At 49.8% G+C, this 13,715-nt stretch carries 12 protein-coding genes; 7 read left to right on the top strand and 5 right to left on the bottom strand.

All coding sequences use genetic code 11. The features are described 5' to 3' along the window. Positions 1 to 365, bottom strand: a 365-nt coding sequence (locus AC52PS_RS02530; RefSeq protein WP_495561459.1) for a hypothetical protein, incomplete at its 3' end; no start/stop codon positions are given. An 80-nt stretch (positions 366 to 445) separates the two neighbouring features. Between AC52PS_RS02530 and AC52PS_RS02535 the strand changes: the two genes are divergently transcribed. After that, positions 446 to 1,042 carry a TetR/AcrR family transcriptional regulator gene (locus AC52PS_RS02535; RefSeq protein ID WP_495561460.1) on the top strand — a complete coding sequence of 199 codons (597 nt, stop codon included), beginning with the start codon at positions 446 to 448 and terminating at the stop codon, positions 1,040 to 1,042. A 697-nt stretch (positions 1,043 to 1,739) separates the two neighbouring features. On the opposite strand, the gene AC52PS_RS02540 is transcribed toward AC52PS_RS02535, so the two are convergent. Together AC52PS_RS02540 and AC52PS_RS02545 are read right to left on the bottom strand one after the other, a co-directional pair. Then, on the bottom strand, positions 1,740 to 3,542 hold the full coding sequence (locus AC52PS_RS02540; RefSeq protein WP_495561461.1) for an SLC13 family permease: 1,803 nt from the start codon (positions 3,540 to 3,542) through the stop codon (positions 1,740 to 1,742). Between the two features lie 108 nt (positions 3,543 to 3,650). Next, a complete protein-coding gene (locus AC52PS_RS02545; protein WP_495561462.1) occupies positions 3,651 to 4,577 on the bottom strand; it encodes a LysR family transcriptional regulator in 927 nt (308 codons plus the stop codon). An 89-nt stretch (positions 4,578 to 4,666) separates the two neighbouring features. On the opposite strand from AC52PS_RS02545, the gene AC52PS_RS02550 reads away from it, so the two are divergent. From AC52PS_RS02550 to AC52PS_RS02570, 5 genes are read left to right on the top strand one after another with little or no spacing between them, the layout of a single operon-like run. Continuing rightward, entirely contained in the window at positions 4,667 to 5,887 is a 1,221-nt protein-coding gene (locus AC52PS_RS02550) for a Gfo/Idh/MocA family protein (RefSeq protein WP_495561463.1), read from the top strand. A 25-nt stretch (positions 5,888 to 5,912) separates the two neighbouring features. Further along, positions 5,913 to 7,175, top strand: coding sequence for an ABC transporter substrate-binding protein (locus AC52PS_RS02555; protein WP_495561464.1), 1,263 nt, complete (start codon positions 5,913 to 5,915; stop codon positions 7,173 to 7,175). A gap of 53 nt (positions 7,176 to 7,228) precedes the next feature. After that, complete coding sequence (locus AC52PS_RS02560; RefSeq protein ID WP_495561465.1) at positions 7,229 to 8,101, top strand: carbohydrate ABC transporter permease; 873 nt, start codon at positions 7,229 to 7,231, stop codon at positions 8,099 to 8,101. 5 nt (positions 8,102 to 8,106) lie between these two features. Continuing rightward, positions 8,107 to 8,925 (top strand): carbohydrate ABC transporter permease, encoded by an 819-nt coding sequence (locus tag AC52PS_RS02565; protein WP_495561507.1) that lies wholly within the window; start codon positions 8,107 to 8,109, stop codon positions 8,923 to 8,925. 32 nt (positions 8,926 to 8,957) lie between these two features. After that, the gene (locus AC52PS_RS02570) at positions 8,958 to 10,568 is read left to right on the top strand and encodes a DUF3604 domain-containing protein (RefSeq protein WP_495561466.1); all 1,611 of its coding nucleotides are present in this window, start codon (positions 8,958 to 8,960) and stop codon (positions 10,566 to 10,568) included. A 328-nt stretch (positions 10,569 to 10,896) separates the two neighbouring features. On the opposite strand, the gene AC52PS_RS02575 is transcribed toward AC52PS_RS02570, so the two are convergent. Both AC52PS_RS02575 and AC52PS_RS02580 read right to left on the bottom strand, forming a co-directional pair. Beyond that, positions 10,897 to 11,064, bottom strand: coding sequence for a hypothetical protein (locus AC52PS_RS02575; protein ID WP_495561467.1), 168 nt, complete (start codon positions 11,062 to 11,064; stop codon positions 10,897 to 10,899). A gap of 297 nt (positions 11,065 to 11,361) precedes the next feature. Beyond that, the gene (locus AC52PS_RS02580) at positions 11,362 to 12,855 is read right to left on the bottom strand and encodes a sigma-54-dependent Fis family transcriptional regulator (RefSeq protein ID WP_495561468.1); all 1,494 of its coding nucleotides are present in this window, start codon (positions 12,853 to 12,855) and stop codon (positions 11,362 to 11,364) included. 210 nt (positions 12,856 to 13,065) lie between these two features. On the opposite strand from AC52PS_RS02580, the gene AC52PS_RS02585 reads away from it, so the two are divergent. After that, entirely contained in the window at positions 13,066 to 13,713 is a 648-nt protein-coding gene (locus AC52PS_RS02585) for a peroxiredoxin (RefSeq protein WP_495561469.1), read from the top strand. Positions 13,714 to 13,715: the final 2 nt, after the last annotated feature.

The following is a 13,715-nucleotide window of genomic DNA, read 5'->3' on the forward strand; positions in this document are numbered from 1 at the left end:
CCATAGGTAGAAGTCAAATCAAAAGGAATACGACCTTCTTCTTCCGCGTGATATTGGATGATAAATGAGTGTTGCTGATCAGCCGGACCGGCTAAGCCATCATAGTCCGATGCCGTACGGTTTTGAATTTTATGGCTCTCCCATCGATTTTCCAAGCGATTCTGTTTCACTATGAATGAATAGTCAAAGCTCGGTGACCTCTGCCATTCTTCATCGATATATAGATAGCTTTCGCCAAAACCCACCCAAATTATTCGCTCAACATATTCTCCCGAATGCTCCTGGAGGATACTCGGATCCACCGTGCCACAACTCACCAAGGCTCCGATCAGAAGAATACCCGTGATTAATAAAGTCACTTTCATAATTACCTCCTATGTTATCAGTGATTACATTTAATGTAAACAGTATTTACTTTAATGTCAAGATGCTATAAAACTTATGTATGAACAAACAAAAGCCGTACCATCACGGCAGCTTAAAAGAGACCTTAATATCTATGGCATTCGATACCATCAACCAGGGCACATTACCGGAGAATCTCAGTATTCGACTTTTGGCGAAGGAAATCGGAATATCTCCCGGAGCACCCTACCGGCATATAAAAGATAATCTTGAGTTGCTCTCGGAAGTTGCATGTAGGGGCTTTCAATTGCTGACGACATCAATGATGGATTCCTCTTCAGGAACACCTACTCTCGAGGATATAGGCCTTTCGTACTTGAATTTCGCTTTGGACCATCCCGCTTTATATAAAGCAATGTTTTACATTCCGGCCAATGAACTTCATAAGTATCCCAAACTGCAAACCGAAGCCTCGAAAAGCTTCGGTTTGCTAGAGAATTCAATTTCGCAGAAACTGCCGGTGAAATATCGTCAGCAAAAAACACAACTCTATGCAATATCGGCATGGGCCTACATCCATGGCCTATCGGATTTGGCCCACAATCAATTAATTCCCCGTGAATTACTCGACGATTCTGAGAGCCGCCAACTGTTGAGCGGAATGATGGCTGGATTTTTTTTGAGTGACCATGATTAAGATATACAGTTCGTGAGATTACCTTTGCTCGGTCTACCTCGCTATACCGACCAATACACTTCAGCTATTGCAATCGTCGGGAAAAAAACGCTTTGGGTTTTTCAGATTGAGATTGAGATTAAGAAACAATAGCATCTTCGCCGACACCTTTTTGCATGATTACCCCAACGCGCTTCTTATCTGGGCGACATAGGCCTCGAAACTCGCCCTAGCATTTTCAGTAATCCGGTAGTCAGTGTTTGAAGGTTGATGTATCGCTTATTCCCTTGGGCATGGGAAATTCTAGCACATGATTGCGAGCGGGTTAATGTAAAACAGTAGAGGCTGCTCTAACTTCTTGGACAGTCCCCATTTCGGTTCATCTCCTTCTATTCAGCATTTTACAGAGAGGACCGGGTGTATTTTAATGTCACCAAGGAAGGTACTTCAGTAGACTTCTGGGGCTTTCAACCAAGTTCAGTAAACTTCATCGAAAAGCATCATAATTCCATTTATAATAAGCATATATCTTCATAATACTTCAATAAAAATCAACGAAGTCTTCTTTCGAAAAGCATTCTTTCCTAGGCTTTCTCTGAATAAAGGGAAGATCCCCGGATGCCTTTAATGCCCATAGCTTTCGCGTGCAGATCTTGTACTGTCTCATCTCATTGAGGTATATCAGCAGTTCCTTCATTTTCATGGTCTCCTGTCCCACCTATACACCCCAAATAAATCTCAATCCCAATAGCATGACGGCCATCGTAGTGATGGTAATACCAATGCCCACTTTGGGAAAATCCAAAAAGCGGTAATTCCCCGGACCGAGTACCAGGACATTTACGGGATGGGCGATGGGAGTGAGAAAGGCCATGGAACAAGCCATGGCAACCGCCACGGAGATGGCCCGGGGATCAATACCCGACTGGACGGCAGCGGTTATGGCTACCGGCCCCACCAGAAGGGCGGTCACCTGGCCACCGATAATCTGGCCGACTACCATGGTGAACAGAATCATTGCGCCAATAAGTACCAACGGGTCTGCGCCTGATAGAGCTTCAACAATGCTCGCGCCCATTATTTGGGCAAGCCCGGAATCGGAAATCGCATAGCTCAGCGGCAGCATTCCCGCAACCAGGAAAATCACCTTCCACGACACGGCATCGTACATCTCCCTGACGCTGATGCAGCCGCTGAGTACCAGAGCCACGACACCGAGGAGCATGGCTATGGGGAGGTCGGTAAGCTCGAATATGCCCGCGAGCAAGGCAGCTGCGGAGATAATCAAGGTCTGAGGTGCTCTTCTGCGGTCGACCGGACGTTCGGAATACATGCCGGCGGGAAGAATAAAGTCTGGATTCATGGCGAGTTTTTCAATGCTGTCGGAGTTGGCAGCAACAAGGATCGCATCTCCGATTTGCAGGGGGATGTCGCGAACGGAATCGGTGTAGCTTACACCGTCCCTCCAGATACCTATGGCCAGAATACCGAAATTTCTGTTTAAACGGATCTGCTTGAGGGTTTTGCCAATGGCTTCGGACCGGGGGGCGACGGCGATTTCGATTGGCTCCACCAGGAGTTGCTTTCTTCGAGGTCTCACGGACTGGCGATCTAAAATAGTGGTGCCCCATTCACCTAACTCGCGGATCGCCTCTGCTTTTCCGACGAGCAGCAGTCTATCATTTTTGCGGATTACTTCATCCGGTCCGGGAATCGAAACGATCCTCGGTCTGCGCTGAATCGCGGTGATGGTTAGTCCCATGGCTGAGTGGATTTTTGAGGCGGCTATCGTCTTCCCAACAAGCTGTGAATTCGGTGATACCTCCACGAGCCATTGATGTTGGGGAATCTCGTATGTTCGATTGAGATCCGACAGGGAACTGCCAGATTGAGAATTATCCTCTGATGCATCAGGAAGCAGCCTCCTGCCGAAAATCAGCATATACATGACTCCGGCGATGACTATCAGGCCTCCGACGGGAAAAAAATCACCCATATTTAACCCCCGAAATCCCCGGGATTCCAGCAGCTCGCTCATCAGAATGTTTGCTGTGGTGAAATATGTGGCCATTCCTCCCACAAGGGTACCGAATGACATGGGCATGAGCAGTTTCCCGGCGGAGACCCCGGAAACTTTCGCCACCCGTACCGCCGCCGGCAGAAGCACAGCTCCGGCGGCAACATTGTTCATGATCAGCGACAGGAGTGCCGCCGCTGACATGAACACAATGATCAAGCTTCCTTCTGAACCTCGCCCCAGGGTGTTGAGCCGCCGGGCGATCCAGTTGACGATACCCGACTTTTCCAAAGCACTGACAATGATAAATAAGCCCATCAGAGTGATTACAACTGGACTGCCGAATCCGGAAATGGCATCCCTGCTGGAAACCATTCCGCTAAGGGCGAGGACGACCAGAACCAATAGGGCGATGATTTCGGTTTTAATATTTGTGGCAGTGATCAAAACCAGCATGCCCAGGATCACGAAGGAAAGCTGGGTCTGCATCGATGTAAGTGCCAAGGGAATATCCTCCTTGAAACACGTCGATGGGGTAATTGACCGGGGGAATCATCGACGGTCTAAGAGAACTATACTACAGTTGTTCCCTCCAGGCAAAAAACCGTCAGCTTAGAATTTCTGATTTCCGCTATACAACAGTTGAATTTTGTTCATTACTTCAAGAATATTCAGAGGAAGCTCGGTTTCCCGGGGGAAAATTATTCCCTGCCAATAGCTTTTAGTCAGGGCCTTGGGAAACGGCAGTGGAACTACATCGTATTTAGCCATCAGCTTTTCAATTGCCAAGGGAAGTAACACCGCGTAATTCTCGGTGATGAGCTGAATAGCGGCCATCAGATCCTCAACTTCATAGGCGATTTTTGGCGGAAAAAAACTTTCGGGAAAAAGTTCCGCACCTGCGGGAGTCAGTTCCTGGTGGGGGAGCACCGGCATGCTCTTAATCTTTATCCATTTCAATTCCTGAAGCTGTTCCTTGTCGATCTCCCGGGAAAAAAGCGGATGGCGCTTGCTGGTGAATACCGCCGCCTGTGTTTTAAACAGCGGAATGGATTCCAGTTGATGATTTTTTTTATTTTCAAGGATCCTGCAGAGGACAAAATCATATTCCACTCCACTAATCAAATCGGACAGGAGATTCTCTGAAGTATCTACGGTAACGTTGAGGGTGCAGGATTTCAATAAGTCCAATGAGCGCATGGCGTCGGGCAGTAGAAAATCGTTCCAGATGGTGCTGCATCCGATGGCAATTTCATTATCCATAGAACCCCGGGCTCTGTTCCGTTTTTCGGCCAGAAGCTTTTGGTTAAGTTCGAGGAAATTCCGCTCAATTTCACAGGCGCTTTGATAGACGATCTCACCGAATATGGTGGGCTTGGTTCCTGAGTAATGCCGCTCAAGGATATTCACCCCGAAATGCTGTTCCAGCATTTTAATCGACTGGGAGAGCGCAGGTTGGCTAACGTAGAGCAAGCGGCTCGCCTTGTTTATACTGCCGGCTTCAACCACCCGCTTGAATCGCAGAAGATTGTCTATCATTACATCATACAGGATATAACATTTTCTTATACCCTGTATAGGAAATTAATATACCATCTCCCTGAGTGAGCGGTGCTATACTTATTTTCATGAGGGAAATCGGAATCGGCATCGTTGGAGCCGGGGTACGCGGAGTGTACTGTCTTGCAGAAGCCGCAGTGGCATTGACCGAAGAAACCGGCCTTGTGGTTTCGGGCGTCTATGATCTCATACAAAAGCGCTCGGCGGAGGCAAAGAAGCATCTCGAAGAACTGTACGCCAAGCGGGGATCAGCACGCCGGGTACGGGCATACGCAGGTTACGACGAGATGCTGGATGACGGTGAGTGCGAAATCATCCTTATAACAAACTTCACTAATCAACATCGAAACTATGCAATAAAGGCCCTGAATGCGGGAAAAAAAGTCTACCTCGATAAACCTATCTCGGTAACCCGGGAAGACGCCGAAGCCATCGTCGCATCAGCTCGGGATAACCCCCTGATAATGGGCTTTACAAGGCGATATGAAAAGAGCTGGATAAAGGCAAAGGAACTGCTGGAAAGCGGGGTCATTGGGAAATTACAGATGATGGAAATCACTTCTGTCATCCCTTACAGCCGCTACCTGCAAACCTGGCACCGGCGCCGTCGCTGGTCCGGCGGTGCCCTCAACGATAAAAGCTCCCATCATTTCGATGCTTTTAACTGGATGGCCGGTGAGTATCCTGCATTAATCACCGCGGTAGGCGGGCGCAGCACAGTTTTCCCCGTTGAACAAAACGCTCCGGCTTCTTGCAGGGTATGCCGCCGGGTTTGTCCATACCGCAGAGATCCAAAAAAAGTCTCTGATGGCGCCCATGTTCTCGAATTGGATTCATGGAAAAACGCCACAGAGGAACTGCACCAAATTGATACCTGTGTCTACGCCCCGGGTTCTGATATCGTCGATCATGCCTTGGTTTCAGTGGTATATCCGTCGGGAATCAAAGCCTCTCTGTTCTTCAGCATTTTCGGTCCGGATACAAAAGATCAGGAGCGATTATTGCTCCTGGGTGAAAAAGGAAAAATCACAGTAAACCGACATAGCGGCGAAGTCACAGTCCATTCTGACTTTGGTAATAAAACAGAAGTAATCGATTGCCGGGGTGACGAATTCGAGACCAGCCACTTCGGAGCTGACAGGGACTTGATTCGAGCGCTTCGGCATTTTTACGAAGGAGTAGCGCCGGTGGCTAGTGCCCGGGACGGATATGTATCCCTGGATATGGTGCTGGCGGCTCAGGACTCCATACAAAACAGCGGTCAACCCGTGAAATGCGGGATTGAATAACCTATTCCACAGGAGGAGTTAGGAAATGAGAAAAGCGAGTATCTGTTTCATACTGTTTTTCGTAATCGCAGGCACCCTCTTTGCGGCGGGTGGAGGTGAATCCGCCGAAAGTATGGAGGAGCAGAAGACGGTCAATTTCTTTATCGCCGGTAAGTCGGTGTGGGGCGAGTCGATGGAATCGGTGGTTGCCAAGTTTAATGAAGACTACCCGAATATCACCATAGACTATGAAGTCGTCGGCGGCGGGACCGATCACCGGCCGATTCTCGCCAGCCGGGCACAGACTAACTCGCTCCCGGACATTTTTATGATTGATGGTCCCAGTGACTTTGCACTCTACGGCGAGTTCCTTGATGACTTGTCTGATATGGATGTAGTTGATCACTTCCTTCCCATTGCGGATGACAGCGCGTATGTAGACGGCAAATTGATGGGCTTACCCGTATCAATCGAAGGGTACGGCTACATCTATAACAGGGATCTGTTTGCCCAGGCGGGTATCGATGAAGTACCGGATACTTTCTCCGAACTCAGCGACGCTGTGGATAAACTGAATAGCGCCGGCATAACCCCCTTCGTTTCCGGATATGGAACCTGGTGGGTGATCGGTATGCATCAGCTAAATGTACCCTTCGCCGTCCAGGATGATCCCATGGCCTTTATTGAAGGCTTGAACAGCGGTAGCGCCAGTATCGCCGATAACGAATATTTCCAGGACCTGGAACAGTTAATCAATCTCGTCGTTGAAAACACCGACGGAGATCCCCTTGCCCAGGACCACAATATGCAGGTATCACTGTTTGCCGCCGGTCAAGGCGCAATGATTCAGCAGGGAAACTGGAAGGAAGCCGCGATACTCGATGCGAACCCCGATATGGATATGGGGCTGGTGCCGCTGGCTATTACCGATGATGCCAGCCGAACCGGCGGCATCCCTGTAGGTATTCCCTGGTACTTTGTCGTCAGTGAAGATTCCGAGGTGAATGCCGAAGCACGGATCTTCCTTAACTGGCTCCTTAATGAGACTGCAGGCCAAAATGAATTGGCTACAACATTGAATTCTATTCCTGCCTACGATCACTTCGACGCAGAATTCGCAGGTGGAATCAGCAATGATATTCTGGCCTATTCGCTGGAAGGAAAAACCATTCCATGGGTATTCGGTCGCTTTCCCCAGGGCTACACCCAATCAGCAGCGGAATTTTTTCAGGAATTCGTCGCCGGTCGCAGATCGTTTGAAGAAACATTGGTTAGACTCGACGAGGAATGGCAATCCCTGGCAGATTAATAACGGCTTATACCCGACGGCGTTCTTCGCTGTCGGGTTTTTTGGAGGTTCTTTTGTTTTCGACGATGAAAAACCGCCTGTTGAACAGCTTCGGGTTCTACACGGCATTTCCCTTTGCGATTTTCCTGCTATTTATGATAGTCCCGTTTCTTTTTGGGGGGTACTACTCTCTTACCGAATGGAATGGTATATCACGGGATCTCGAATTCGTCGGTCTGAGTAATTTCATCCGGGTCATTTCCGAAGATGAGGGCTTTATTACATCCACTGTTTTTACATTTCAGTTCACTCTCGTGTCCTGTATCCTGGTGAATTTCCTCGGACTGATGTATGCCGTCACATTCCACAAGAGTACCCGCTGGAATTCGCTCATTCGGGTGATCCTTGTTCTGCCCAATGTGATCGGCGGAATAATTCTTGGTTTTGTGTGGCGTTTTATCTTTGCCCAGGCGTTGCCTTCCATCGGCGGGGTGCTCGAAAACATCTCCTGGTTCGGTCAACCAAACACCGCGTTCTGGGCCATTGTGATCGTATTCGTATGGCAGCAGGCGGGCTATGTCATGCTGATATATATCGCATCTATGAACAGTGTGAATGAGCATTTATACGAAGCAGCGACCATCGACGGGGCCAACGGATGGCAGCAGTTCACCAAAATTACTCTTCCGCTTATCGTTCCGGCCTTTACCGTAAGTATTTTTATTATTTTAGCGAATTCTTTCAAGATATTCGGTCTGGTGTACTCCCTCACCGGAGGTGGCCCCTTCGGCTCTACCGAATCGCTGGCGATCAATATATATAATGAAGCCTTTGTGTACGGAAATTACGGTGTCGGTTCGGCAAAAGCCGTGATTTTCTTCACCTTCGTGGCGATTCTCTCTTTCCTGCAGGTGCGTTTCACTCAAAAGCGGGAGGTTACCCTGTGAAATCAATGTATCCTACTCGAATCCTATTTTATATTATTACCGTTGTTGTGGCGCTGATTATCCTGTCGCCCTTTTACTTCGTTCTGACCAATTCGGTGAAATCCTACAGTGAAATAATTCTCGATGCCTCAGCAATGCCCGAGACAGTAAATTTTTCCAATTATCTGGAGGGGATGCAGCGGGTACGCTTCGGCCAGGTGTTTTTCAATTCCCTGGTGGTAACCATACTGGGAATCGGCGGTATGGCGATACTCGGTGCCATGGCGGCATGGAAACTTGCCCGGGTAAAAACCAGATTGAGCGGAATTATGTATGGAAGCTATATTATCGCCATGGTGATTCCGTTCCAGGCAATAATGATCCCTTTGGTGGTGGTTGCCAACCGTTTTAACATGCTCAACCCCATTGGGCTATCAGTGCTCTACTGGGCCTTCGGCATGCCGTTGACAGTATTTCTGTACAGGGGATACTTCAATTACGTGCCGGTGGAGTTCGATGAAAGCGCCATGCTTGATGGGTGCAATGATTTTCAGCTGTTTTGGCGGATTCTCTTTCCCCAGCTAAAGACCATGACTACCACCGTTATGATTCTCCAGAGCCTGTGGGTTTGGAACGATTTTCTGCTACCCCTGCTTATTCTGCAGCATGATCGGGATTTCTATACGATTCCCCTGGGAATCAACAGCTTCTTCGGCGTGTACAAAGCCCAATGGGATATGGCACTTCCCATCCTCGTACTGGGTATGATCCCGCTGATTGCGTTCTTTTTAAGCGCACAGAAATACATCGTCCAATCCATCGCTTCATCGGGGTTGAAGGGATAGGACCGCGAAACAGCATAAAAAAGGATCTCGATATGAATAAACTCTACTGGGGTGAGACCCATGATAATACATTTCAGGCACCGGACCCGGACTTTTCACTGGATCGGCATCTTGCTGCTGCCGCATCTCATCTTGATTTTTACAGTGCCGCCTATTATCCCTATACGTCGCCGGCCTTTAAAAAGGGGGGGCATCCCTCCCAGGACAAGGGCCGCCAGCCGCTAAATGTGGAAGAGTGGAAATCTCCCGGGCAGATCGAGGTGGAATGGAATCAGCTTAAAACGGCCATCGCGGCGATCCATCGGGACGGTAGTTTCGTCGCCTTTCCGGGATATGAATGGCAAGGTGACGGAACCTGGGGCGATCACAATGTTTTCTACAATGAGGATGATCCGCCGCTGTACCGGGAAGATACCCTCGAACAGCTGTATGCCCGTTTACGGGATCATCGGGCATTCGCTATTCCCCACCATACTGCGTACATCGCCGGATTCAGGGGCAAGAATTGGGATATGCAGGATGATTATCTGTCGCCGTTTGCGGAGGTCTACTCTATCCATGGAAGCTCCGAGGGTGAATCCTTCGGCGGCGGTCTGCGCAGCAACCCCTTCCTCGGACCTGATCAGGCCAACGGGAGCATCAGCGCCGCCATCGCAAGTGGGCGCCGAATTGGAATCGTAGGCTCCACCGATAACTGGGGACCCTTACCGGGGATATACGGCCAAGGACTCGCCGGAGTGTGGGCCGCCGAGCTGACCCGCGATGCCCTGTGGGAAGCGTTCGCCGCCCGACGGGTTTATGGGGTCACCGGTGACCGCATCGGTCTGCAGTTCCAGGCTGACGGCGCAGATATGGGTTCAATACTTCCTGCCCCGGCTGATTCTCCAAGATTCACGGTGAATGTAGAAGCGCTGGACGCCATCGACTACATCGACTTCATCAGGGATGAAGTTGTTGTGGATCGGTTCAGCATCCTCGGCTCTGATCCACTTTCTGGTCAGACCCATGAAAACAGCAAAGATGAAGACACGGAAGATGATGAATACATGGTTCGCATAGAGTACGGATGGGGGCCCACATCCAATGTTATCGAGCTCGAGCCCCGAAGCTGGAACGGCCGGGTTCGTTGCATCGATAGCGGAAGTACCACCGGATCTGGAGCCGTGATGGCGGCTTATTCCTGCTTCATCAGCGCCGGGCAGCAGTACAGCATAGAAAAAGGTGAATTCACTTTTTCAGGCACCAGCGGTCAGGACACGGTGAATCGACCGGTGCAAAACGGCTATGTTCTCAAACTCAAAGGCGGACCGAGAACCCGCTTTGAGATAGAAATTAATGGTCAACGGAGAACAGCGACTCTCTCTGAACTCCGCCGGGAAAACGCGGTACTCTGGGACAGGCGGGAATCGAATACACTTATTCAGAAACACTTTTCCGTGGATGCGGAAAATCTATATCGCAAAGACGTTTTGTTTGGAATGGCCTACAAGGCAAAGATTCATCAGGCAATTCCCTCAAAGCTCTTTCACAGCCAAGTGGAATTCCGCGATCGGAAATACGACCGAGAGCCCCATTGCTACCGGGTCCGGGTACGCCAGAAAAACGGCCAGATGGCGTGGTCCAGCCCCATCTGGATTGAGTGAACCACCAGTAGATTTTTCCCTGAGCCCAGAATCCCGGTGTACAATACCGCCTTGTACAAATAGTGGCAGGCTGCGTGGAGGCCAGATCTACGGGGTATATTTGTAGTCACCCCATTTTGCAGGGTATCAAATAGTAGGCGTATTTACCTCAAGCAGCCTTAGGTGTTTTCCCTCCACAAGCTTCATGAGGTCTTTTGTTGTTGTAAATCCAGTGCCACTGAGTTGCGACGAATAGCATTCAGGTTCCGGAAGAAGCTCCGGCCGGCATGCCGCTGATCCCAGTGTACAGTGCTATAGGCATGCTTCTTCAGCCTAATAGCGAATTTCTTTATGCATGGGATGTGTTCACCAACCGACTGGAAATTGCGCTGATGAACGATAGCGGAAAAAGAACCGCGCTGATAAGTACGGTAATCAGGGTAATGTTCAAAACCGTATCGGGATCTCCTACCCCGGGAATAAATCCAACATTGCTTACGAAGAGCGCCAATATCATCCAGACACACCCTAAAGCCGGAGTGTACGGCCAAATGCGCGCAAGCTCCCTGCGAAAGTCATTTCCTAAATCCCGGTCCCACCACGGGAGGGACCTATTCATCCTGGTCCCGAAGGCCCAGGCTGGAATAACAAAGACTATTTGGCCTGTGCCTCCGCCGAAAAGAAATGACGCGATACATATCAGCAGGAACACCGTGGCACCGTGCCTGCGGTGCAAGAAACCGATCGACCAGACAATTGTGGCGATTCCGAAAAATGTGACAAGGAGCTGGCAGGGTTCAGAATAGACAATGGATTAGCGGAATATTCCAAGCTTCTTCATCCGGCTTTGCAGGGTGCTTGGTTTCAAGCCCAGGAGAGCTGCAGCTCCGTCTTCTCCGTAAATTTTACCCCGGCAGCGTTCCAGGCCGGCGGCAATGTGAGATGCTTCCATTTGCTGGAGGGTGGGAAAGGCTGAGTCCGGTGCCGGCGGGGTGTTCGGTTCATTTAAGCTGCGGGGGACCAGATCCGCAAAGCTTTTCAGCCCCAGGTGGCGGCAGGCGATTCTTCCATCGCGAACGAAGAGTGCGGCCCGCTTAATAATATTTTCAAGTTCCCGCACATTTCCCCGCCAGGGATATTCCAGCATTCCTTCCACTGCTTCTTCACTGAGATACAGATCGCCATACCCCCGGCTGTTTCTGAGTTGGGAAAGAAAGTATTCTGCGAGAAGCAGAACGTCGTGCTCCCGTTCCCGAAGAGGGGGAAGATTCACCGGAACCACGCTGAGACGGTAGAAAAGATCTTCCCGGAAGCGGCCTGAACGAACCTGCTCACGAAGATCCTTGTTGCTTGCGGCAACGATCCGCACATCACTGGATAAGGTTTTCTCGCCTCCCACCCTCTCGAATGTACCTTCCTGGAGGGTGCGAAGCAGTTTGGGCTGAATTTCTGCAGGCAGATCGGCGATCTCATCCAAAAAAAGGGTGCCCCGGTGGGCCATCTCAAAGCGGCCTCTTCTGAGGCCCTCCGCCGAGGTAAATGCTCCTTTCTCATGACCGAACAGTTCGCTTTCCACCAGACCGGCATTGAGGGCGGAACAGTTGAGGGGGATGAAAGGTCCATCTTTCCGGTCGCTTAATTCATGAATTGCCTGTGCCACCCGCTCTTTTCCTGTTCCCGTTTCTCCGTTAATCAGCACGGGTAAATCCGAGGGAGAGACAGTTTTCACCTGTTCGATCACTCCCCGCCACAGGGTGCTCTCCCCGATAAGGGTGTCGAAGGTTTGGCTGCGTTCCCCCAGCAGAATGTTTCTTTCCCGGATCAGGTGTTTGCGGATGCCGTCCAGATATTTCCCTGAATCGTATTGAGCCAGGATAATGGCAATGAGGCCGGAAACTGTTCCGATAAATTTCACCACCGAAGGGGTGAACTTACCGCAGGCCCGATGATCAAAGGTCATAAGTCCCACCGGGTCATCCTTCACATACAGCGGGGCAACCAGACAGCTGTGCCCATCGGGAAGATCAATGACTCCTTCATAGGTGTCGATGTGCTCCTCTTCCTCATCAAAAAGATAGGGTTGATTGCTGTTCATCAGCCGTGCGATATCTCCTCTCTTGCGAAGATCAATGTGAAATTTATCGATTTCTTTCCCCGCCAGGGGACCGCTTGCCTTACTGACGACAAGTTGGTCCTGTCTGTGGAGCCTGAGGATGACAGCCAGCTCGAAATCGATAACATCCCTGACCGCTTCCAAAATAATTTCCAGCAGTTGATCTCCGTTGTACTTGAGAATATGGGTTTCCATCCCGCCCCCTTCACCGAAATATCAGTATTACCGAAATATCGGTGGATTTCAACACCGAAATATCGGTTTAATGGAATTCCAGCTAAAAAACAGAACCCAGGGATCTTCGTAACTCACGCGTATACAAACATTTACACAATACGATCAAATAGCACGATGATTGGCACGACTCTTGCTAAATACAGATAAACACATATAAGGAGTCAGAATATGGAAGAACATAATGTAAACATGCCCTTGCTGGGTGATGATTTTCCAGAGATGTCAGTATCAACCACTCACGGCCCCATGAATCTGCCGGGAGATCTTGCCGGTAACTGGGCGGTTGTTTTCAGCCATCCTGCGGATTTCACCCCGGTGTGCACAACCGAGTTTGTGAGCTTTCAAAAACGGATCGAGCAATTCAACGATTTAGGGGTAAAGCTCATCGGAATGTCTGTGGACCAGATTTTCAGTCATATCAAATGGATTGAATGGATTGAAGAAAAACTGGATGTGGACATCAGTTTTCCGGTAATCGCCGCCAACGATACCATTGCCAACAAACTGGGAATGCTGCATCCGGGAAAAGGAACCAATACTGTACGTGCGGTGTTTATTATAGACCCCAACGGAAAGGTACGCCTTACTCTTTACTATCCCCAGGAAATCGGCCGCAACATGGATGAGGTTGTAAGGGCAGTAAAAGCCCTTAAACTTTCGGATGAAAACAAGGTGGCGGTACCCGCAGACTGGCCGAACAACGATCTTATCGGCGACAAGGTGATCATTCCACCTCCCCAGAGCCAGAAGGATTCCAAAACCCGTCTGGATAGCTATGACGGATACGACTGGTGGTTCTGCTACAAGTCGCTGTAAAC

The organism is Salinispira sp. (assembly GCF_059431795.1).